The 22,469-nt window shown below is 53.7% G+C and carries 15 protein-coding genes; 6 read left to right on the forward strand and 9 right to left on the reverse strand.

Annotated elements, in window-relative coordinates:
• Positions 1-24 precede the first annotated feature (24 nt).
• The 3 genes from hpsA to htpG all read right to left on the reverse strand — a co-directional run bounded on the left by hpsA (position 25) and on the right by htpG (position 7,560).
• Positions 25-4,740: a hormogonium polysaccharide biosynthesis protein HpsA gene (hpsA, locus tag H6F67_RS16090; protein ID WP_190767638.1), complete on the reverse strand. Its 4,716-nt coding sequence runs from the start codon at positions 4,738-4,740 to the stop codon at positions 25-27.
• 508 nt (positions 4,741-5,248) lie between these two features.
• Entirely contained in the window at positions 5,249-5,485 is a 237-nt protein-coding gene (gene rpmB / locus H6F67_RS16095; RefSeq protein WP_190767639.1) for a 50S ribosomal protein L28, read from the reverse strand.
• Between the two features lie 101 nt (positions 5,486-5,586).
• Positions 5,587-7,560, reverse strand: coding sequence for a molecular chaperone HtpG (gene htpG, locus H6F67_RS16100; protein ID WP_190767640.1), 1,974 nt, complete (start codon positions 7,558-7,560; stop codon positions 5,587-5,589).
• Between the two features lie 256 nt (positions 7,561-7,816).
• On the opposite strand from htpG, the gene malQ reads away from it, so the two are divergent.
• Positions 7,817-9,331, forward strand: coding sequence for a 4-alpha-glucanotransferase (malQ, locus tag H6F67_RS16105; RefSeq protein ID WP_190767641.1), 1,515 nt, complete (start codon positions 7,817-7,819; stop codon positions 9,329-9,331).
• Positions 9,332-9,363: 32 nt separating this feature from the next.
• On the opposite strand, the gene H6F67_RS16110 is transcribed toward malQ, so the two are convergent.
• From H6F67_RS16110 to H6F67_RS16120, 3 genes are all read right to left on the reverse strand, one after another.
• The gene (locus tag H6F67_RS16110) at positions 9,364-10,284 is read right to left on the reverse strand and encodes a RodZ domain-containing protein (protein ID WP_190767642.1); all 921 of its coding nucleotides are present in this window, start codon (positions 10,282-10,284) and stop codon (positions 9,364-9,366) included.
• Between the two features lie 57 nt (positions 10,285-10,341).
• On the reverse strand, positions 10,342-11,118 hold the full coding sequence (locus tag H6F67_RS16115; protein ID WP_190767643.1) for a pseudouridine synthase: 777 nt from the start codon (positions 11,116-11,118) through the stop codon (positions 10,342-10,344).
• A gap of 77 nt (positions 11,119-11,195) precedes the next feature.
• Positions 11,196-14,252, reverse strand: a complete 3,057-nt coding sequence (locus H6F67_RS16120; RefSeq protein ID WP_190767644.1) for an alpha-mannosidase — start codon at positions 14,250-14,252, stop codon at positions 11,196-11,198.
• 83 nt (positions 14,253-14,335) lie between these two features.
• Between H6F67_RS16120 and H6F67_RS16125 the strand changes: the two genes are divergently transcribed.
• From H6F67_RS16125 to H6F67_RS16140, 4 genes are all read left to right on the forward strand, one after another.
• Positions 14,336-15,775 carry a hypothetical protein gene (locus H6F67_RS16125; protein ID WP_190767645.1) on the forward strand — a complete coding sequence of 480 codons (1,440 nt, stop codon included), beginning with the start codon at positions 14,336-14,338 and terminating at the stop codon, positions 15,773-15,775.
• A gap of 216 nt (positions 15,776-15,991) precedes the next feature.
• Positions 15,992-16,108, forward strand: coding sequence for a photosystem II reaction center protein I (locus H6F67_RS16130; RefSeq protein ID WP_190767646.1), 117 nt, complete (start codon positions 15,992-15,994; stop codon positions 16,106-16,108).
• Between the two features lie 108 nt (positions 16,109-16,216).
• The gene (locus H6F67_RS16135) at positions 16,217-18,622 is read left to right on the forward strand and encodes a DUF3769 domain-containing protein (protein WP_190767647.1); all 2,406 of its coding nucleotides are present in this window, start codon (positions 16,217-16,219) and stop codon (positions 18,620-18,622) included.
• Between the two features lie 213 nt (positions 18,623-18,835).
• Complete coding sequence (locus H6F67_RS16140; protein ID WP_190767648.1) at positions 18,836-19,462, forward strand: hypothetical protein; 627 nt, start codon at positions 18,836-18,838, stop codon at positions 19,460-19,462.
• Here the strand turns inward: H6F67_RS16140 and H6F67_RS16145 are convergent.
• Both H6F67_RS16145 and H6F67_RS16150 read right to left on the reverse strand, forming a co-directional pair.
• On the reverse strand, positions 19,455-20,015 hold the full coding sequence (locus H6F67_RS16145; protein WP_190767649.1) for a phycobiliprotein lyase: 561 nt from the start codon (positions 20,013-20,015) through the stop codon (positions 19,455-19,457). The two genes, H6F67_RS16140 and H6F67_RS16145, sit on opposite strands and share 8 nt — an antisense overlap.
• Before the next feature lie 152 nt (positions 20,016-20,167).
• On the reverse strand, positions 20,168-21,565 hold the full coding sequence (locus H6F67_RS16150; RefSeq protein WP_190767650.1) for a malic enzyme-like NAD(P)-binding protein: 1,398 nt from the start codon (positions 21,563-21,565) through the stop codon (positions 20,168-20,170).
• Between the two features lie 214 nt (positions 21,566-21,779).
• Here H6F67_RS16150 and H6F67_RS16155 point away from each other — a divergent pair, with 214 nt between their 5' ends.
• Positions 21,780-22,067 (forward strand): FGGY-family carbohydrate kinase, encoded by a 288-nt coding sequence (locus tag H6F67_RS16155; RefSeq protein ID WP_190767651.1) that lies wholly within the window; start codon positions 21,780-21,782, stop codon positions 22,065-22,067.
• A 109-nt stretch (positions 22,068-22,176) separates the two neighbouring features.
• On the opposite strand, the gene H6F67_RS16160 is transcribed toward H6F67_RS16155, so the two are convergent.
• The gene (locus H6F67_RS16160) at positions 22,177-22,467 is read right to left on the reverse strand and encodes an addiction module antidote protein (protein ID WP_199304454.1); all 291 of its coding nucleotides are present in this window, start codon (positions 22,465-22,467) and stop codon (positions 22,177-22,179) included.
• Between the last annotated feature and the right edge of the window lie 2 nt (positions 22,468-22,469).

The raw sequence follows: 22,469 nt of genomic DNA on the forward strand, positions 1-22,469 counted from the left end.
GAACCTGCGAAGGGCAACGAAGCGTTAGGAGGGGCAACTATTTGCGATCGTGCGCCCTTGACCACCAGGCGAGCTTGCTGCTGCGGTTGCCGCTGCTCTGCAAAGGTTACGCAAGTAAGGATCGTCAGCGGGTGGTTCGCTATAGAATTCGCTGCGAACAGGTTCCAACGTGATGAATCGCTGGGCGAGTGGTCCGGCTGGCGCGTATTGAAGGCCAACATCGTAACCCCAGAATCGATTCGGTGGTCGGTAGTAGTTGATTAATTCGCCACCGCTGCTGCCGCCTATCGGTCTTGTACCCACTTCAAAGGCGTCCTGATCGAATGGTGCGGTTGCATAATTGCTGAAGTTCAACTGGATGAACGATCCAGCAATTCGCAGCGGAATTTGGCTTGCGTCGCTGATTTGCCACGATTCCAAGAAGCGCGGGAAGTTGTGTAAACCCCCGTAGGACTGGTCTTGGCGACTTGGCACAATGCCACTAACGATCGTGGCATTCACACGAGTTTCAACCGCAACGTTACGCAGTTTGTCTACTTCCACTCCATCAAAGTCTCCATTGTACGGGTCTCCAAAAGCAGTATTGGAATAGACAATCGGATTGCCATACCGATTTACAACAATAGGTGTGCGTCCGCTTTCTTGCTCTCGGTAATCGTCGGACTCTGCTTTGCTTGCCCGCCGCCAAGAATTATTGGCGGGTGCAACAGGAGGAACGGGTGAGTTAGGACGTCCCTGATTAAAGTAGGAGGTTACTGCTACACCGTTGAGGCAGCCATATCGCTCAGGATTTGCTGCTGCTGGTATTGTGGTTCGAGTCGCGGTGATAATGCCGTCTTGAATGCTGCCATCACAGAAATTTCGAGACAAGATGGTGATGGCATCTGCCAGAATTTCAGCAGGACGCCAAAGGTCTCCTGTCGGCGCAGAGTTGGCAAAAGCAAGCTCTGGCTCCCGACGCTGGTAGAAGTTGCTGTAGTTATCCAGAAGACGCTCCCTAAACTCTTCTAACAGTCGGCCATCGCTGGTTTGGTGCCAGTTGAAATCACCTTGAATGTACACGGGGTTGTCTGACACAAACGTCATCCCTCTGCCTTGGTCACCACTTCTGTCGATTTGGATGCCATCGCGCAGGCGGAATCCATTCGGACGGCGATCGGGATCTGCGTAGTAATCTACAGGCTTTGGTGTAATTAAGTTTGTGCTGTTGAGTGGCGGATCTTTTGAATCATAAGCGTCAGTCGTTGGGCTTCCCGTGTTCATGCGGCAGTTCGGTTGATTCTCCAGCGCAGTATCAGTACGGCAGGCACCCCAAGTGCTAACCGCTGGGCGAACAATGCTGCTTTCGCTTACGGCATCTTCACGAAAAGCATAGATGATGCCGCTCTTGGGCAACCAGAAATCATCACTGAGGCCGCGACTAGAGGTTCGCATCAGGTCTAAGTCCAGATCCAGAGCACGCACCCCCATCAGCTCGCGACCATTCATGAAGGCCGAATCTTTAAACGCAACTCTCACGAGGTCGCTGTTTGTTGCCGCAGCCGGATTCGCGTAGATCGCGTCGATGCAGGCCAAAGCAGTTGAGCTACAGTCGCGAATCAACACGTTAAGACCATTTCCGGTTTGTGCTGTCCCGTTGTTTGGAGTTGTAGATGAGCCCGCGTAGGGGGCAGTTGGCAGCAGCCAGTTTGCGCGGGGCTTTGGAGCAAGCTGGATTTGAGAAAGTCCTGAAGTCGCTACCGGAGCTATACCTGACGCATCCGTTGCGCTAATTCCTCGGTAAACCGTTGTGCTTGTGCCGAAGTTTACGCTCCTGATGTACCTCCTGTGCCTTCCATTTGCGCCTCTGATGTCTTCGACATCGCGAGTATCGTCGTCTGCATCCCCATGACTAGGAGGAGTTGCTGACAAACGGCCACTCAGGTCAAAAGTCGGAAATAGTGAGAAGAGAATCGGATAGTGCGGAACTTTGGTGCACAGCCTTAACAAGTTAGGGTTAGGGTTGCTACCGCTAGGTTCCCAAGCACGGCAGTATGAGTCAGGCAAGTATGTACGAGTGCTTCTAAAACCGTAGTTGAGGTCAGAGTAGACCTGCTCTTTGGTTGCCAGCATTTGGGCTGTGTAGACGGCTTGATTCAAGCGGTTGAAATCACCAGGAATACTGCGTGCATCATCTCGCCATCTTTCCAGAGCTGTGATTACATCTTCTGGTGTCGCAGTTGAGTCTAACCGTCTGGTGCTATCTGTTGAAAATGGCGGTGGTGTTTGCACTCCAGCAACGCTGCTGCCTGAAAAGACCGCACCAATAAGTGGAGCAAGCTGTGTTTGCAAGGCTGATTGATCAGGCTTGTACGCTAGCAGGTAGTTGATGTTGTAGGCGAGCATTCCCAGCGTACAGGCAGCAGTATGCATTGTTGTTTTGTCTGCTGGGCTGAGAGCGTCATATGACGTTCCCGATTCGAGAATGCGTCGTAGGATCGAGAAGTCACCCCACATTGCCATGCTGGGATAGGGATGTACTGCGCCGTCGTTTGTGACTGGCGTAAACGAGGGCGTACCTCCCTTCGGATCGCCTGCATATCTTGCTAAATTTTGCATTGCCAAACGCAGTGGACTATTTGGATTGCGTAGAGCTGCAATGTTTGGCGCTTCATATTCCCAGCCGTTCGTTCCGCGACCTCTAAAGAAGTCACCGTTGATCAAGCTGATGTTAGAAGGTGCAGAGGCAAAGGCGCTTCCACCGAATAAGTCGTACTGCCGCAGATTTTCAAATGTTGCGCTGCGCTCTAGCGTGTAGGCAGTGCCAGGGTGAACAGTGGTTGCAAGACAGGCCAGCGGAGTATCATTGTCGCTGCTAGCACTGCTTGCGTGATAAACGGCAGTTGCCTGCACTGCTGCCAAGTTATCGTAAAGCGATCGCCGCTGGCGAGCTTGATTGCACTTGCCGTCATTATTTGGACTGCAACGCAGCCAAGGACGCAACGGTTCGTTATCTAGCTCATTCCCATTCGGCGGCTGACCAAAATTCCAGCCAAATGCGTTTCCAAGCTCTAGTCGCTGTCCAACAATGAGGCGTAAACCTTGCGCTCTAGCGCGGCGCTCCCAGTAGCCATCGAGACCGACTTCGCCTTCACCTGCACCAGCGGGCGGAGTGTTTTGAATCAGATCGCCTCGACTGGGATCGATGTTGGCACCGATAACGCCACCAATCGGTACGCCCTTGTACTGTGGTTTTGGTCCTAAGCGGTTGTCAGCGCGGTACGAATCGTCAACATAGGGTGCAGTTTCACCTTGAGCGAAGATGCGCCCATTTTGTTTGAACGAGCCGCCATCCCAAGCCGGATCGATTCTTGAATCTTGAATCTCCGATCGCGTTTTTGAAACACCTTCCGTCAGCAGAACGACCGGATCAAGCGTGTAGTCGGTTGGTCGGTCTTCATTAACAACAGAATCGGTGCCCTCGTCAAAGACTACGCCCTGATTGCGCTGAATGAACGGGGCAGCGTCGCCATCGCCGCGATGCATGTGGAAGAGCGATTCGCCTCCAAACGAGTTGGAATCTTCTGCACCGCCTCTGCCAATACCACCGCTAATGGCATGACCATAGTAGACCTGACCATTGTTCGCAGCAGGGTTGCTTCGCAAATCCGCATCGCTGAATTCGCCAAAGGTAACTTCCGACGCGGATTTTGAATATAAACAAGAGGCGGGAGCGCTAATCAGGTAGCTTGTCACGAGGCGATCGTCCTGCGGGCTGGGTTTACCCACGATCAAGCTGCCCTCGGTGTGCATTGCTCCGTTCCAGTTGAAGGCCGGACCTGGAAAGATTTCGAGGTCGTTGCGGAACCATGCGCCCCACTTGTTACCGCGATTCACTTTGCGGTCTTGGAAGAACTCTAGGGTTGAAACAGCGGTGTTGGCAACATCGTTGGGCAGCACGAAGGCGTCAACCTGAAAGTTTTTCCGAATAATTGTGTTGCCTGCGTTGGGATCAGGCGACCAGCCGCTTTCGGCTCGGTTTGAGCCACCTCTGGCACAAGAAGAAGATGCCTGAGTCGTGTTGCTCAACGGGCCATTTCGGACTTGCAGCGCATTCGCTCGCTGTGCAATTGCCTCTGGACTGCTATTTTGCAGTTCCTTCAGGTCGTCTGGTGTTTCCATCAAGATCGAGTAGGCGATCGTGGCGTCGTTCGTGCCGTCTCCGTTGGTATCAGCGGGAAACGTCCAAACGTTAGCAACTCTGCCATTGTAGGTAAGCCGCCTTTCGTCTGGAAAAGTGTAGGGATCATTTCCATCAGGGCGATATTCTGCTACCCGTAGACCCTCAATCTCAATACCACCGGGGGGGTTGAGCATCATTCCTAGAAGCTGATTTTCACGCGGAATGCCACCCGGATAGCGCGGATCTTGATTGACATCAAACAAAAATTCCAGCTTTGCTTTAGCGCGATCGATCGCAGGCGTGGCAGCATTGTAGATCACATCTTGCTGACGCTCATTCGCGGCTTCGCTCGTGCGGTTGAAGGTGCGTAGCGAAATTGACCCGACCGTGAGGCTGACAACCAGCAGCAGCAAAATTGTGGTTGGCAAGACAAAGCCTGCTTTGGCAAATCGGGGTCGTCCGATCGCTAGCAAGCCCCGCAGCAGCCAACTCATCAATTTCTTAGGAGTTGATCTTGCCAGCCTGCCGATTTGCTGCGAGAGTTGTCGAACAGCTTGGATAAGCTTGCGGGTAGACATAGCTGCGTTCCTAGAAGTGACCTAAACGGCGGGAAATTGAAGATAGAAGCTGGATTTGCTAAGAGTCAGCAACCAATTTTGTACTAACAGGTCAAAGCCTTAACAGCAACCGGGAAATTACGAGTTTTGGGGTTAGCAGTATGGGCAACGAGTCAGAAAGCCAGCGGATCAAGGAGACTATTCAAGCAGTAGAGGGGCGATCGCCCTGAGTGGTTAATGCAGCTAAAGCTTTTTTCTGACCGAAGCACCGACCTTGATAAGTTAGGCGATCAGCTTCTAACCTAGCAAGTAAAAGTTAAGGCTGAGTTAGAAGTTGCGATCGACATTCCATCATTTCGATCGAGCAGAACGCAGATCAAAGCTGAAATGCAATGCCCATTATGATACCCACTCGCAATCTAGAAGCGATCAGGCTAGCACGAAAATTATTTTTAGCGGCTTGCAACCCAAAACAAATGCCCGCTCTAGCGGGCATCTCGATCGCGCAGATGGACTGCAAGCTAGAAACCTAGTACTTCTTGAGGTCAATTCCCGCTTCTTTTGCCATCGCTGACAAACCTTTCTTCTCCAGCGTCTTGATTGCTTTGGTTGAAAGCCGCAGTTTGACAAATCGCTTGCCCTCTGCCCACCAGATGCGCTTTTCTTGCAGGTTGGCTTCTTGAATCTTTTTGGTACGGCGGTGCGAGTGCGAGATCGCGTAGGCGTTGTTGGCTTTCTTGCCAGTGAGATCACATTGACGAGGCATAGCTTTTTTCGGTTATTGGCACAAACAGAGATTATAGCGGAGGGGAGGGGTTAGGTGTAAGGGGTCAGCACGGCCAAATCCCTATTCCTAACCCTCGCTTCCTAGCTTTGCGTGAGACGAGTGAGGACTTGGTTCGATCGCTCCACAAATGCCTTCATGCCATCCGCGTCGAAGCCTTTTTGCGCCATCAATGCCAGATCATAAACATGCTGGCAAATCAAGGTCGCCAGATCGCCAGAGGGAGACGGGCCGCTCGACTGGATAATGCTGCCTTGACTGATGTTGACAAGATTTTGAATCAGCGGGTGGGCCGTGTTCACCAGGAGAATATGCTCTTCGGGAAATTGAGCGACCTGCTGAGTCATCAAGGCAGTCATTTCTTGGATGCGGCGTTGCGCTTCGGGGAGGAGGACGATCGCCGGAGGAGCCGCTTCCGAATCAGCCTTGAGCGCTTCAGTCCGAATCGTCAGTTTTGGCTTGTTGAGTGCCTGCTCAAAAATTTCTTTGACGAGTTCGCCGCGTGTTTTGTTGGTTTTGGGGTCAACAATGTCGCTGGATTTGTCGAGCAGAGTTTCGTCAATTTCCGCATCGACACGAGCAAATTTCACGTCGGAATGTTCGCGCTCCAAAAAGCTGATGAAGTGCGAATCGATAAACGAATCCATGTAGAGAACTTCCAAGCCTTGGCTCTTGTGCAGTTCCACATAGGTCGCTTGACTGGCTGCATCAGTGCAGTAGAAGACGCGATTTTCGTGACGGTCTTTGTTGCGATCGAGATATTCTTTCAAAGTTGTATAAGACTGACCATCCAGCGTATTGATGGGTGCGTTCGACGGCTCTGAAACTTCCTGCCAAGCATCATCCTCGCTCGACTGCACTTCGATCGCAGGTGCATCCGATTTTGCGCTCAAATCTGCCGAAGTGCGGTAGATCAAAATGTCTTCAACCTGCTTTTTGAACTTGTCATCGTTCATCGAGCCAAACTTGACGAACGTGCCCAAATCCTGCCAGCCTTTGATGTAGGCTTCGCGATCGTCTCGATACAGTTCTTTGAGGCGATCGCCAACTTTCTTAGCAATGTAGTCGGCAATGCGGCGGACGGTGCGATCGTTTTGCAAGAAGCTGCGGCTGACGTTCAGCGGAATATCGGCACTGTCGATGACACCACGCAACGGCAGCAGAAATCGGGGAATGACTTCTTCGCAATTGTCGCTGACAAAAACTTGATTGCAGAACAGCTTGATCTGCCCTTTTGTAACATCAACATCCGGCTTCAGCTTTGGAAAGTAAAGGATGCCGTTAACGACAAACGGATAGTCGGTGTTGAGGTGAACCCACAGCAGCGGATCTTCTTGGAACGGATAAAGATAGCGATAGAACTCTAGGTAATCTTCTTTAGTCAGATTACTCGGTGACTCTTTCCAGGGTGCTTTCTGGCGATTGATCTGCTCGCCATCGAGCTTGATTGGCACGGGCATGAAGTCGCAGTAGGTTTTAACTAGCTGCTTGATCCGGTAGGCTTCGAGATATTCAACTTCTTCGTCTTGCAGCGTTAACGTGACAGTTGTGCCGCGCGTGGTGCGATCGCTCTCGGTCAATTCAAACTGTGTCGAACCGTCACAAGACCAGTGAACAGGCTGCGCTTCTTCCTGATAGGAAAGCGTGTCGATTTCAACTTGCTTTGCCACCATGAAAGATGAGTAGAAGCCTAAACCGAAGTGACCGATAATTTGCTGATCGCCGCTGTTTTTGAACTTCTCGACGAATTCTTCTGCACTGGAGAAAGCTACCTGGTTGATGTACTTTTTGACTTCCTCCCCGGTCATACCGATGCCGTTGTCAGAAATCGACAGTTTCTTGTTGTCTTTGTCGATCGCAATTACGATTTCCGGTTCGCCCAGTTCGCCCGAATAGTTTCCTGCCCGAGCCACCATGTTGAGCTTGCTAATCGCATCAACCGCATTCGAGATTAATTCGCGCAGAAAGATTTCGTGGTCAGAGTAGAGCCACTTTTTGATAATCGGGAAAATATTTTCAGTATGGATACTGATGTTGCCCTGTTCCAGTGTCGTCATGGTCTACTGATGAAGAGTTACTCGATTTAAACTCAGTGTGAACTGATTTGCCGCGATCGTCTCTATTCTAAACAGTACGGTTGCCCTCCCTCGATAGGTGCGGATTCCGCTACTTCGCAAGGCGGATCGATCGTCCGGCTCAGGCCACCCCCGACCCCCAACACCCCACACCCCACTGCTCCTGCCTTTAGGTGCATTCGGCACGGAGAGGTGCGTGATAAAGTCTGAGAAATTACGGCGATTTATTGACGATGATATGCCTTTTCCTCGCTCTAGCGGCCTGTTGCTGCATCCGACTTCGTTTCCTGGTCGCTTTGGCATTGGTGATTTGGGTGGTTCGGCTTACCGTTTTGTTGAGTTTTTGGAGCAAAGCCGCCAGCAGCTCTGGCAAATTCTTCCTTTGGGGCCGACGGGCTTCGGCAACTCTCCGTATGCAGGCTATTCAGCAATGGCCGGAAACCCTCTGCTGATTAGCCTAGAGATTTTGCAGGGTCAAGGTTTGCTCGATGGAGTAGACCTGAATGACCTGCCAGATTTTCCGGCTGATCATGTGGATTTCGATCGCGTCATCGCATACAAAATGCCGCTGCTGCTCAAAGCGGCAGACCACTTTCGGACACACGCTTCGATCGAGCAGCGCACCCAGTACGAAACGTTTTGTGCAAGTCGCGCCTTTTGGCTCAATGACTACGCCTTTTTCATGGCGCTCAAGGAAGCCCATGAGGGCGCAAGCTGGTATGACTGGGAGCCGGAAATTGCCCATCGCAAGCCGGAAGCAATGGCCGAGTGGCACGATCGCCTCAACGACCAAATTTTCAACCACAAATTTCTTCAGTTTGAGTTTTTCCGCGAATGGGAAAACCTGCGGCGATATGCGAACGATCGCGGCATTTCGATCATTGGCGATGTGCCGATCTATGTCGCTCACGACAGCGCGGATGTTTGGGCACAGCCACACAATTTTAAGCTGAATGCTGAAGGTCAGCCGACCTCAATGGCAGGTGTGCCGCCGGATTTCTTCAGCGATACCGGACAGCTTTGGGGCAATCCGATCTACGACTGGGATGCGATCGCCGCGAACAAATATGAGTGGTGGATCGAGCGGTTTCGATCGCTCCTCGATTACGTTGATCTCATTCGCATCGATCACTTTCGCGGCTTTTGTGCGTACTGGGCAGTTCCCCAAGGCGAAACAACCGCGCTGGGCGGCGAGTGGATCGAAGCTCCGGGCAAAGAATTCTTTACGCTGCTGAAGCAGGAATTAGGCAGCTTGCCAATTTTGGCGGAGGATTTAGGCGTGATCACGCCGGATGTTGAGGAACTGCGCGATCGCTTCGAGTTTCCCGGCATGAGAATTCTGCATTTTGCTTTTGGAAACGATCCGACGAATCCGTTTTTGCCGTTCAACTACATTCAAAACTGCGTTGTCTACACGGGAACGCACGACAACGACACGACGGTTGGCTGGTACGAGCAGCTACCGGAGGAAGAGCGGCGATCGCTGCATGACTACCTCGGCTGCACTGGTTCAGACGGCATTCACTGGGATCTGATTCGCCTTGCGTTTAGTTCAGTAGGCAATCAAGCGATCGTTCCGCTCCAAGATGTGTTGGGGTTGGGGACGGAAGCGCGGATGAACTTTCCAGGGAAAGCCGAAGGCAACTGGAGTTGGCGCTATCACACCGATGCACTGAAGCCGGAACTGGGCGATCGACTCGCACATCTGACACAGATTTACGGTCGGGTCGCCAAGCCGCGATCGCACGATTAAAGCGTTGGGGATCGCGAACAGATCCCCAAGGGTTACTGTGGAACAGAATTCGCTGGCGATCCTGGCAAGCTGGCGGAATTTTGGTCGGGCGAGTAGGTGACTTCTCGAACGCTGCCCGCTGCACCCATCGGCTGAGCCTGACCGTTGTTGAAGGCGATCGACACACCGCCTGCATTTCCGGCTCGGACTGTGACCGCTTGATTTGCTGTCCAGGTGCGCTGTGTGCCTTCGTCGAGAACACCTTCAAACGCATTTTTGCCATCGACTTCAACCCGCACCCAAGATTGAGCCGTCAAAGTCATATCAACCCGAACCGCTTGTGCAGTGTTGGTTGGGCTGGCGGCAGGGCTGGCAGCAGGACTCGGACTGGCTGCTGCGGTGGGGCTAGCCGCAGGCAAGGCGGGACTCGCTGCTGCGGTTGGACTTGCAGCGGGTTGGGTCGCAGCAGCGGTTGGACTTGTGACGGGTCGAGGGCTGGCAGCGGAAGTTGGACTGGTAGCGGGTCGAGCAGCAGTCGTGGCAGCGGGTTGCGGACGATTGGCGTTGAAGCTCGATCGACTGATGACATAGGACAAACCACTCACCGCCGCGATAATCAGCACCACATAGGCTGCCCAAAGATGCAGCGGACGCAGTTGAGCCGCAGGCGTATCTTTCCAAGACGACTGCACGGGACGAACCGGATTTTCCATTGGAAAAGCTTCTGCAATCTCGGTGCCGTTGAGTCCCAATGCTTCGCTGTAACGCTTGATAAAGCCGCGAATATAAACTGGCTCCGGCAAGGGATTGAGGTTGCCCGACTCGATCGCCTTGAGCAGCCTGACTTGAATCAGCGTTTTGCCTGCCATTTCATCTAGCGTCAGGTCGTGCTGTTCGCGCACCTGCCGCAGATATTCGCCAATCTCGGCCAGTTTTTGAGCTTGCTCGTTTTGGGGAAGGGAAATTTCGCTCATTGCTGTCAACCTCGATTCATGAACCTGATCCGCTGTCATTCATACTACCGGGAATTTCTACCGCGTCTCTACCGAAATGAACAGGTCTGCCTCGATCGATCGCAACTGCTGCACTTGCGATCGCAAAAATTCGACCTCTTTGGCGTTCAAGGGACGCACCTGGCCGGACGGCAGCGATCCCAACTCGATCGCGCCGATCGCGACGCGGTGGAGCGACACAACTGGATGCCCAAGCTGTTCAGCCACACGACGAATTTGGCGATTGCGACCTTCGCGCAAAATGATTTTCAGGAAAGTTTGGCTGCTTGTTTGACGCAGAACTTCGACCTGTGCCGATCGCGTCAATCGCCCGTCGAGCAGAACGCCGCGCCGCCACTGCTCAAGCGTGGTCTCAGTCGGATGACCTTCGACCCAAACCTGGTAGGTTTTGGCGATCGAGTGGCGCGGGTGCGTCAAACAAAAAGTCACCTCGCCATCATTGGTCAGCAGCAGCGCTCCAGTCGAATCTGCATCAAGGCGTCCGACTGGATGCAGGCTGTTGTGCTTCAGCGAAGCGGGCAGCAGATCCATGACGGTGCGCCGCTTTTGGGGATCGTCGCGAGTCGTCACGACACCAGCGGGCTTATGCAGCAGCAGGTATTGGGGTGCGGGTCGATCGCGAGGCTGAATCAAACGGCCATCGACCTCGATGCGGTCGTGACTTGGATCGGCTTTATGTCCAAGTTCCGCGACTGCCCCGTTGAGTCGCACACGGCCATCTCGAATAAGCTGCTCGGCCTGACGGCGAGAAGCAACACCCCACTGGGACAAGATTTTTTGTAGCCGTTCATCCACAGGAATTGGAATTGGCGATCGACTCGTGCGGCACGGTTTGGCTGTGCATGTACAAATAGTACAGGAAAAAGTTACAGTCAGACGCCAGATTTAGAGGTGGCATCGTTTTCCAGAGCAACAGCAACGGTGGCAATCGCCCAGGCTTTCACCTCCTCTATTTCAATTTCAATCACTTCTTCAAGCAGGTTGGTTCGATCGCAAAGTTGCAGCTTCAGGTAGCCGGAAAGCGCGATCGCAGCATTCTGACCGCAGGCTTCATAGCAGCGCAAAATCCACTGCTGCGGGTTAACGTGCGATCGCTTAAAGGCAGAGCAAATCAAATTTGGAGCGGACAGATTGAGGAATTCGCAAGTCGGGGGAAGCGTTGGTGCGGTAGCAGCTTTGGGGAAATGGACGATCGGCGGCTGATTGAGTTCATAGCCGCGCTGGACGGTGTGCGCTTGCGACCAGCGATCGCGATGCGGGTAGAGGGCGTAGCAGAATTCGTGATGGCCGCGATCGGCGTGGGGATCAGGCCAGCGAGAACTGCGGAGCAGCGTCAGTCGCAGTTGATTCGGCTGGACATCGTAGCCGTATTTGCAGTCGTTGAGCAGACTGACGCCGTAATCAGCTTGGCTCAAGTCCGCCCACTGGAGAGCAGGAATTTCCCACTGAGCAGCTTCGGCGGGCGTTTGCGGACGAGTCGGGCGATCGATCGCGCCAAACGGAATTTCGCAGGTTGCAAAGTCGGATTCAACGGTCAGCGGAAAAGCAGCCTTGAGCAACGTATGTTCTTCCTGCCAGTCCGCAACCGTTTCAATTCTCAAAACCTCTGAATCGCAATCGAGAACATAATCTTGCTGCAAGCGCGAACTGCCAACAAGCCGCTGAACGCGCAAGCGCTGCCGAATTGCACCGCGATCGATCCACAAGGTAGACAGAGTTTTCGCGGGCGGCAAGGGATGATCGGCATAGTGGGGATCAATGTTCCAAGCGTCCCAATACTGGCCGCAGTCGCGAAACGCCTGAAGCTGATTGCCCGGAGCGCTAAGGATTTCGCGATCGTTTTGCTTGTCATACACGCTGTTGAGATTGCCCGTCAGTGGACTGACCTGTACCCGCAGGCGATCGTTTTCCAGCGTCCATCCAGGCACAACAGCAGATTCCGGTTCCAGCGCAGCTTCAGCCAGCCAGAACAATCGATAGCCGACGCTCGGCAGATCAGTTGCGTAGAACAGCACGGAATTTCCGCTGATTTGCACAGGGATCGATCGCCCGCGATCGTCATATACGTCCGCTGCACTCCAGCCTGCTGGCAGCGCAACAGAGACGACTTGCGATCGCGTCCAGTTGAGCGAATTGAAAATCACGAGCGGACGGGCTGCGGGCTGTGGCGGTTCAGGTAAATCGATTTGGGCGGCGATCGCTGCCAGTGCTTGATCGCGGATGGCTGCGGCTTGCGTTTGTGCCTGCTGCCAAGTCGGAGCGGTTTCCTCGTAAACTTCGGGGATCGCTGATCCGGGCAAGATATCGTGAAACTGGTTAAACAAAATCAGCTTCCAAGCTGACTCGATCGCCTCGGCAGGATAATCGAAATTGTTCGTCAAAGCTTCGCTACCTTTGGTCAGCGAAGCTACCGCGCTCCAAAGTTCCGCCTGATACAGCAAAATTTCCGATCGGCGATTTGCCAGTTTTTGATCGGCATGAGTCGTGTAGCAGCCGCGATGAAATTCCAGGTAGAGATCGCGCTGCCAAATCGGAAGATCATCGCTCTTTTGCGTAATTTGCTGGAGAAATGCTTCGGCTGTGGCAAATTTCAGCTTGGGGAAGAATGGAGAATTTGCCCAGCGATCGGCCACCGTCAGCATGTCGCGAGTCGGCCCACCACCGTGATCCCCAATGCCCGGAAGCCACAGCGCGATCGATCGATCTGTCTTGGCTTCCCATTCGCTGGCGTATTTCGCCATTTTTGCCGGATCAATGCCTTCCCCGATCGGCACAGAGCTGTAGCTGAGGATGCGCGTTCCGTCTCGGCCTTCCCACCAAAACAGATCGTGCGGAAACTCAGTTGTGTCGTTCCACCGCAGCTTTTGCGTCACGAAATATTCGATCGCGCCCTGCTGCAAAATCTGTGGCAGTTGCCAGCAGAAGCCGAAACTGTCGGGAAGCCAAGCGATCGCACTCGTCCGACCAAATTTTTCCTGCACATAGCGCTGACCGTAGATGACCTGACGGGCGATCGATTCGCCGCAAACCGTATTGAATTCCGGCTCGACCCACAGCCCTGCGATCACTTCCCAGCAGCCTGACGCAATTTGCGCTTGAATTTCGGCAAACAGGTCGGGGCGATGCTGCTCGATCCAGGCATACAAAGCGGGTGACGAATGGCCGAAAATTAAATCGGGAAATTCCTGCTGAAGCTGCAAAACCGATCGAAACGTGCGCTCGGCCACATCCCAAGTTTCCGCGATCGGCCACAGCCAAGCAAGATCGAGATGCGCGTGACCCAACAGATAAATTTGTCTTGCTTTTAACTCACTGCTCAATGGCTGAAGCTGTTCGCGCATCTTTGCAAGTGACGCATCAAACAAAGCGCGATTCGGCAAAGCTGACCAGTCGATCGCCTCGATCGCCCGCTCCAGTTCCAAGTGTCGATCGGGCAAATGCTGCAAGCTGATCAGTTCATCCGCGATAAAGCTCGGTTCAGGAAAATCGATTGATTCGTAGCAGCAGTACGACTTCACCAATGCCCCGCGATCGTGAGCCGGAGCAGTCAGCCGCAGCGTGATGTCGATCGCTTCTCTTGGTTTGGCCGATTCGCTCAGCAAAATTCGAGTCGAGCAGTCAAACAAATCACCCGCCTGCACAACATTACCGTTGACCAAAATTTCAGCGGCTTCTGCCCACCACAGCAAACCCAGCCGCAACGTCATTCCCGCGATCGCGTATCCGTTGAGCCGTTCAGGAATCACGATGGTCTGTCGCAGTTCGATCGCTCCTGCATCCCAAGCGATATGGCCGCGATCGTTGAGCGGGGCAATCGCCTCGTTACAGTACCAAGCAGTTTGCAAATCAAGCTGGCTCAGATGACGCAGGCGATCGATCGCGGTGTCGATGGCTGCGGAGGAAGCTGAGGCAGGCGCGGAGTCGAGCATATATCGTCTAAGATCAAAGGATTCGCCCCCGTGAAAACGGGAACGTCTGAAACTCTACACCAGAAATTCCGTTTGCGCCGCACATGGCTTCTAGTCGCTACCGCAGTCAATTTTTTCAGGCGTTCTCACGACAAACGATGCGTTTGGGCGATCGCTTGGCGCAAACTTGGCGACAGGCAAAGCTAACGGCAACCTGGGGCAGTCAAATTCTGCTGTACCCAATCTACGCGCTCTACCAAGGTACTCGCGTCGCCAGTCGATCGATCCAGCAAGCCGCTTCCCGAATTTTACCGCAGCTACAGGCTGCCCCTGTCACCGATCCGGCCAATCCACCGATCGATGAACAGATCGATCGCGATGCTCCGGTTGATACGCCGATCGTGCGATCGCTGATTGCCCTGGCTGGACTAGAACTATCAAACCTAACAGCATTGCTTCCCGCTGCGGATGGATCGCTACCGAAGGTCTGCGAAGCACTCGTGCCTGCTGCTGCTACGCCGATCGTCGTGGTTGATTTGCCTAGAGCAGTTGAACCTTTGAGCGAAATTGCGCCACGTCTGGAAGATGGAATCGAACCGACAACGGTGCGGGTGCGCGGCTTGGCTTCGCGGCTGAGCGATCGCCGCCTTGTCCTGACGACCATTCACAATCAACTGCTGGATGTCCTCACGGCTGAACAGCAAATCCAGCTTCAGCAGCGGATCGTCTGGGAACTTGCAAGCTATCGACGGCTGTTGCGCTTACGCAGTTTTGATCGATCGCTTCCGCTCCCTGCCGATTCTCCTCACTTACTGCCGCCGATTCGGAGTTTTCAGCGCTTGATGACGTGGATGCAGCAAAGCCCGATTGCGATCGCAACGAATTTATTTGGTGAAGCGGCTCAACTTGCCGCCGCACCGTCTGCTCCCATTTTGCCGTCGACACCGCAGCCACGATCGCAAAGCGCTCCCGGAACGGAATCGATCAATCAATCCCTTTTTAGGCAATCCCTTTTTAGGAATGCGGTGCGATCGCCTTGGGCATGGTTGCGGGAACGATTCCGCCCTGCTGCTGAAGAATCCACCCTTGAAGTCGGCAATCCGGCGATCGTGATTAGCGAAGCCGCCACCCTAACAGCCACCTCGCCCCCTCCACCCCAGCAAAAATCTTGGTGGAAGCGCAAACGCCTTGCCGCAGATTCCACTAGCCAAACGCCGATCGCAGCTTTGGGTCGAGAGGTTGCCGCCCTGCCGCCGCAAGCGTTCGATCGCAAACTGACGACAACCGATCGATCGACGGCAACGACGCGATCGGCAGCGGAGCGCATAAGCAATTCCCTTGATCAAGCTGCTGGAGCAATTGCGATCGAAACCGAATCAACTGCACCCACTGCCGCACCCACCTGGATCGAAACCGAAGCTCGCTTAGTTGGCTATGTCAAACATCCGCTAGAGCAACTGCTCGAATGGCTCGATGCTGGAATGCTCTGGCTCGAAACCAAGCTTTCCAACTTCTGGCGCTGGCTGAGCGGCAATCCTCACTGACATCTCAATCCTTGATCCCCGATACCCATCTGGGGAACTGCAACGCTGCCGCGCCCGTCCTGTGCAGCAGCGCATTCGAGTGATACTTTACTAGGAGTGCTAGCGCAATACCGTTCCGCAAGCTTTGCGATCGCACCAGTCTTTGCGGGAATCGTAGCGAGAAATGAGTCAGGGTTCCGAGTATGATAATAAAACTGATTCCCAAGAGGTCTATCAATGCTGACGCTTAAAATCGTGGTTTACGTTGTGGTTGCCTTTTTTGTTGGCCTGTTTGTGTTTGGCTTTTTGTCCAACGACCCCGCTCGAAACCCGAATCGCCAAGATTTGGAATAATCTTGCTTTGGCCTTGGCGGAGCCGGAAGCTCGCCACCCCCACAGGTAGCTCGATCGCGCGAAAAGGCTAACCCTCCTGCGGGCTGTCTGTTTCCACTGTCTTTAGCTATGCCCTATCCGGTTCCGCCGCCTCCGCCTCTTCTCATCCAAGTTGTTGCTCCTTCTGAAACCGTTGCTGCACCTGCACCAGCGGCTCCAAGCTCGTTTGAGCCAGAACGCCAGCCTGACAATACTTCTGCACCGCCTGCAATCGAAGCAGCACCGCTGGGTGGAGCGATCGAGCGATCCGCCACTCCAGAACCTCCAGCCGTTTCGCTGACGTTTGCGACTCGACAAGCACAGCTTCCCACGATTCCCGCTCCGCCTGAGCCAGTCGAAGCTCCAGAAACCCCTGAGCCTGCGATCGAGCCGCCGACGGAATCTGATTCCTTTGAACTGGAAACGTCGCCTGAGCTGGAAACACCGCCAGAGCCAACGACAGAAGATGCGCCGCCAGAGCCATCGGTTGAGAATCCGCCGATCGAGACCATCCAAATCGATCCGACCGAGGAAAATCCCCAAGGTCAAACGCTCGAAATTATTCCTGAACCTGCCGCGTCCGAATTGCCCCCACCCCAGCCGTCTCCAGTTCCAGAAACGCCGCCTGCTGCTGATCCGCAAACCGACCCGTCTGGAACGGGCAACATTGTTGAACTGGATGCGGACTACCAGGAATTTGACACAAACCGCGAAATCTTTACGGGAATCGGCAATGTCGAGATGCGATTTCGCGGTGCAGTATTAAACGCCGATCGCGTCCAGGTCAACCTGCTGAATCGAATTGCTGTGGCCGAAGGCAGTGTGCGACTAGAGCGCGGCGACCAGGTATTGCGGGGCGATCGCCTCACCTACAATTTTGTGCAGACGCAGGGAACCGTGCTGGCGGCTCGTGGTGAAGTGTTTATTCCCAGTGCCGGACGCGATTTTTCCGCTGGTGGTGAAGGAGTTGCTCCGACTCCAATCGACCCGAATGCACCTGTCGATCCGGCCAGTCAGCCAATTTTCGGCACAGGCGGCGGTCTGACGTTTGGCTTGGGGAGCAACAATGTTGCCGCAGGCGGCACGATCAATCGAATTCGCTTTGAGGCAGAACGGCTAGAATTTACGGCTGACGGTTGGCAAGCGACGAATGTGCGCTTGACGAACGATCCGTTTTCGCCGCCAGAACTGGAATTGCGATCGCCCACTGTCACCTTCACTCGTCTCTCGCCTACGCGCAGCGAAATTCGCGCCCGCAATCCGCGTATCGTCTTCGATCAAGGCTTTTCGCTGCCCCTCCTGCGCGATCGGATTATTCTGGATGAACGCCAGCGCGAAGCCTTTCCGATTGTTTTTGGCTTTGATGAACGCGATCGCGGCGGCTTCTTCATCGAAGGCATTTTCGAGCCGCTGTCCACGCCCGCTGTGCAGCTTCAGATTCGACCGCAGATCTTTTTGCAGCAGGCGATTTTTGGCGGCGACGATCGCGTCACGGATCAAAGAGACGGCAGCAGCTTCTTCGACAATCTTGGCCTTGTCGCTCAACTGAACGCTCGCCTCAGCCCAACGACGACCGCAGAAGCGAATTTGGCGATCGTCAGTCCGCTCACGTTTGACAATCGCAACGACAACATCCGAGCCAGTGTGCGGGCGCGGCAGCTCATTGGCCGCAACACGCTCTCACTGGAATATAGCTTCCGCGATCGCCTGTTCAACGGCTCGCTTGGCTACCAAACGGTTTACAGCAGCTTGGGCTTTGTCTTCGCCTCGCCGCAGTTTACGCTGGGCGATACGGGCATCAACTACCGCTATCAGTTTGGCGCTCAGCTTGTCACGGCAGATACCGATCGCGACGATTTGCTAGAACCGATTCGCGACAACAACCGCATCACCCTAGGTCGCTTTCAGGGCGTGTTAGAAGCCAATCGCTTCATTACGCTGTGGCAAGGTCAGCCACTTCCGGCCACGCCCACTGAGGGCTTGCGCTATACGCCCAATCCGGTTGTGCCGTTTGTTGCCTTGGTGCCAAGTGCCCGACTGGTCGGCAGCTTCTACACGAACGGTGAATCCCAAACGCTGTTGACGGGCACTTTGGGACTTTTTGGGCAGTTCGGACACTATTCACGTCCAGCTTTCGACTACACCGCCTTCAACATCAGCTATTCGCAGCGCTTTGGACAAGGCGAATCGCCATTTCTGTTCGATCGCGATGCGGACGAGCGCGTCCTTTCTTTTGGCATTCGTCAGCAAATTTACGGGCCATTTCTATTTGGCGTGCAGGCCTCGATCAACCTCGATCGCGGCGACGGCTTTGACACCGATTACAGTTTGGAATACAACCGCCGCACTTATTCGATCGTGCTGCGCGTCAACCCCGAACGCGAAATTGCCTCGATCGGATTACGCATTAATGAGTTCAACTTTGGCACCGATCGCCCGCCTTTTTCCGGTGAAGGCAATACGGTGGTAGATGGTGTGCAGCAGTCCGATGATTAACTGCAAGCGCAATATCTTGAATTGCGGATGAAGCAGCGCATCCAATTCGATCGAATTTCGAGAGGCCGCTTGAGCCGGAAGCCAAATCTTTACAGCAATTGAAATCAAAACATTACAAAACAGCTTGATTTTTCCGATCAATTGCTTTTACCGTGAATCAATGCCGCACTCGATTAAAATAGCAGCAAGGCAAACGGCCTCAATCACAATTTCATGAGCGAACTGGCAACGGCTGCGATCGAAACTCAACTGTTACTGAGTCAATATAATTTTGACTTGGGCAGTTGGACTATGGAGCGGCTAATCGATCGCTGGCTGCAAATGTATCCCGTCGAATGGTTGCGATCGGCGGCGATCGAAGCGCTGTATCAAGGTCGCTACAAAGCCGTTTCAGTTGAGCAAATTCTTGCGGTTTGGCAGCGTCGCAAGCGTCCCTTGCCGCACTTCAATTCGGATTTTGAGCGGATGATTTGCAGTGAAATTTTGCTGCCCGTCCGTGCCGAACCACCCCTAAAGCTTTTGCCTGACACTGCTCCAGAACCGGAGTCGATCGCCACAGAAATCGCGCCCTACCATCCACCTGATATTGATTCCGGTAAGCTGACTCAACTGCATGAAGAAGCAAGCGCGATCGCAACCGATACGATCGCGCCCTACCATCCGCCCAACATCGATTCCGGTAAGCTAGCTCGGCTCAATTCAACGCGCTTGCTAGCGGTGGTGGAGCGAATGGCCGCGCCGATCGATCGATTTGTCCCCGATCCGACGCCGCCCGACTTTTATGCCAAGCTGCGAGCCGTCGCTCAACATCCGCTGGATGACAGCGAGGCGGCTAGCTAGCCGATGTCGCTTTATCGGTTGATTCGGCAGGTTTCGCGCCGCCCATGCGAATTTCCGAGCAAAAAGAGGCCATACTAAAGCCGCCAAACCGCTTCAAAATGCTGGTACGCAGACGTAGATTTTCGCTAGCGAACCACAGTCGCTCTTCGGAATACATCGATTCGTAGTCGGTAATCAGCGTCAGGGCATTGTCTGCACCCATGACGTAGCGACCTGCGACTGGCGCTTTTTCGGCATATCCGGTTCCGCGCAGCAGCAAGCCTTCGTTGGGGTTTTCGGCATCCGCGATCGCCACCAAAACCGTTGAACCGCTGTGCTTTTCTTCGTCCCATTCCATCGTGCCGTCCCACGTCACCCGCGCTCCGCAGGCGACTCGCGACGCATCGGCGTTATGCTGCTGGCACAGTTCGATCACGGTCGGATCGTCATTGGCAAGCATCTCAATTTGGATTTGCGATTTGCCACTTTCCGATTGCTTAAAGGCGAGGTGGTGGCTGGTGCGCTGCGAAAACCACTTGCCAGAACTTTGCTCAAAAAACGCTTTGATGTCCATGAAGCTTGATTTTATGACGGGACGATCGGACAGCCAAACCTGCCCAAAGCTAACTTCTTCATTCTAAGCGGAAGCGGTTTGAAAGCCGATCGATACCGTCGTCCCTCCGTCCCGACACCACGCATAGGGCATCGAGCTAGGACAATGAGCGACTAATTTCCGGCCACGCCGTCTTGTCTGGCGGCTCGCTGCACTGCCGCCGCCACCGCCGGAGCCACGCGATCGTCAAACACCGACGGGACAATGAACTCTGCATCGAGGTCAGAAGGCTTGACCAGAGACGCGATCGCCGCCGCTGCTTCCAGAAACATCGAGGTCGTCATCGTGGAGGCGTGACAGTCAAGCGCACCTCGGAAAATGCCGGGAAAGGCAAGGACATTGTTGATTTGGTTCGGATAGTCGCTGCGTCCGGTTGCCATCACTGCCACGAGATCCGACACGAGTTCCGGCTGAATTTCGGGAATTGGATTTGCCATCGCCATCACGATCGGGTCTTTTGCCATCGATCGCACCATTTCCGGTGTCACGACTCCGGGCGCACTGACGCCCAAAAAGATATCGGCTCCCTCCATTGCATCCGCCAGCGTGCCGCTTTGTGAAATGGCAAATTCGCGCTTTTGGTCGTTCAAGTCCGGGCGATCGAAGCTCAAAATTCCGCGTGAATCGCACATTGCAATGTGGCTGGCTCCGGCTTTTTGCAGGAGACGCGCGATCGCCACCCCAGCGGCTCCGGCTCCGTTAATGACAATTCGCGCATCTTCGAGCGATTTGCGAACCAGCTTCAGGGCGTTGTAGAGCGCGGCGAGGGAAACGATCGCCGTGCCGTGCTGGTCATCGTGAAAAATGGGAATGTCCAGTTCGCGCTGAAGTCTTGCTTCAATTTCAAAGCAGCGCGGCGCACTGATGTCTTCTAAATTGACGCCGCCAAACACTGGCGCAATATTCTTCACCGTCCGCACAATTTCCTCAGTGTCTTGTGTGTCGAGACAAATTGGAAATGCATCAATTCCGGCAAATTCGCGGAACAGCATTGCCTTGCCTTCCATCACGGGCAGCGCACCCGCAGGTCCCAAATTACCCAAACCCAAAACCGCACTGCCATCCGTGACGATCGCAACAGTATTGCTCTTGATCGTCAGCGAATACACTTTCGACGGATCTTCCGCGATCGCCATGCAAACTCGTCCAACTCCGGGCGTGTAGGCCATTGCCAGATCGCTTTGATTGCGAACGGGAATTTTGCTTTGCACGCCAATTTTGCCGCCCTTGTGCAGATTGAAAGTTCGATCGCTGACGCTTAAAACGTTGATTTCTTCATCTTTCAGCGCTCTAACAGCAGCTACAATCTGCTCCGCGTGTTCGGTGCTGGACGCATCCACGTTGATTTCTCTGGTGATCAGCTTGCGGTTTTGCTCCACGAGGTCAATCTGGCCGATGTTGCCGCCTGCGCTGGCGATCGCCTGCGTCACCAATGCCAGCTTTCCGGCCTGATGCGGAAGCTGAAACCGAATTGATAAGCTGTAGCTGGGATTAGGCGTCAAACTGACCATAAGCTTAGAAATCAAAAAAGAGCAAGATGCCGCAACCTCGACACCTTTCCTAGCTTAATCGAGCTTTTCATCTTCAGACTGTACTGGGCTGTACGAATCAGGGAAAAAAGGAATCTCAATTGATTCAGATTCGCTCCAACTTAATTGACTGCTTTGGCAGATGAAATCGTGGGCAGCCTAAAAAATCATTTTGTTGACAAATTCTCAACAGGTAATGGCTCCCCTCTCCACGCCGAAAACGCTGGTTGCAACAGGCGGCGCAAAATCTGCCGTTTGGCTTCAGATTCTTGCCGATGTTTTGCACATCATGCTGGTCACGTCGCAAATGGAAGAAGGAGCAGCGTATGGAGCGGCGTTGCTGGCAACGGTTGGTGGCAACGCTTACCCCAGCTTGAAGGCGGTATTTGAGACTTTGCCGCAAGCTGAAACTGCCATTCATCCGGTCTTCCATTCCGTTTACAGCCAGCAGTTTGAGCAGTTTGAACGCTGTATCAAGCTTTGAAGCAATTAAGGTGAAGTTCGATCGCGCCATCCATCAACTTGAGAAATCAATGCCGCTTAGCTCATTAAGATCGAGCCTTTCTCCAATGCTCAAGGTATTTTTAAATGGACTACGCGGCAACAACTTGTAAACGTAAACCAAGTGCTTTCAATACCTTAAGAACTGTTGCGAATTCTGGATTGCCCTCAGTGGATAGAGCTTTATAAAGGCTTTCTCGTCCTAGTCCTGTTTCACGGGCAATTTGCGTCATCCCTCTCGATCGAGCAATGTCTCCAAGTGCCGCTACTATCAAAGCAGAATCGCCCTCTTCAAGGGCAGCTTCAAGATATGCCGCAATATCCTCTTTGGTTTCTAAATGCTCTGCTGCGTCCCAGGAAAAGGTTTCAAGTTTATCCACCATGA

Source organism: Microcoleus sp. FACHB-1515 (assembly GCF_014696105.1).
Lineage (GTDB): Bacteria > Cyanobacteriota > Cyanobacteriia > Elainellales > Elainellaceae > JAAUTJ01.

Bases quoted from the DNA above. Each gene is read 5' to 3' on its own strand.
- H6F67_RS16155 (WP_190767651.1), top strand. From the start codon at position 21,780: ATGGCTCCCCTCTCCACGCCGAAAACGCTGGTTGCAACAGGCGGCGCA.
- H6F67_RS16140 (WP_190767648.1), top strand. From the start codon at position 18,836: ATGAGCGAACTGGCAACGGCTGCGATCGAAACTCAACTGTTACTGAGT.
- H6F67_RS16110 (WP_190767642.1), bottom strand. From the start codon at position 10,284: ATGAGCGAAATTTCCCTTCCCCAAAACGAGCAAGCTCAAAAACTGGCC.
- hpsA (WP_190767638.1), bottom strand. From the start codon at position 4,740: ATGTCTACCCGCAAGCTTATCCAAGCTGTTCGACAACTCTCGCAGCAA.
- rpmB (WP_190767639.1), bottom strand. From the start codon at position 5,485: ATGCCTCGTCAATGTGATCTCACTGGCAAGAAAGCCAACAACGCCTAC.
- H6F67_RS16130 (WP_190767646.1), top strand. From the start codon at position 15,992: ATGCTGACGCTTAAAATCGTGGTTTACGTTGTGGTTGCCTTTTTTGTT.
- malQ (WP_190767641.1), top strand. From the start codon at position 7,817: ATGCCTTTTCCTCGCTCTAGCGGCCTGTTGCTGCATCCGACTTCGTTT.
- H6F67_RS16150 (WP_190767650.1), bottom strand. From the start codon at position 21,565: ATGGTCAGTTTGACGCCTAATCCCAGCTACAGCTTATCAATTCGGTTT.
- H6F67_RS16135 (WP_190767647.1), top strand. From the start codon at position 16,217: ATGCCCTATCCGGTTCCGCCGCCTCCGCCTCTTCTCATCCAAGTTGTT.
- H6F67_RS16125 (WP_190767645.1), top strand. From the start codon at position 14,336: ATGGCTTCTAGTCGCTACCGCAGTCAATTTTTTCAGGCGTTCTCACGA.
- htpG (WP_190767640.1), bottom strand. From the start codon at position 7,560: ATGACGACACTGGAACAGGGCAACATCAGTATCCATACTGAAAATATT.
- H6F67_RS16160 (WP_199304454.1), bottom strand. From the start codon at position 22,467: ATGGTGGATAAACTTGAAACCTTTTCCTGGGACGCAGCAGAGCATTTA.
- H6F67_RS16120 (WP_190767644.1), bottom strand. From the start codon at position 14,252: ATGCTCGACTCCGCGCCTGCCTCAGCTTCCTCCGCAGCCATCGACACC.
- H6F67_RS16145 (WP_190767649.1), bottom strand. From the start codon at position 20,015: ATGGACATCAAAGCGTTTTTTGAGCAAAGTTCTGGCAAGTGGTTTTCG.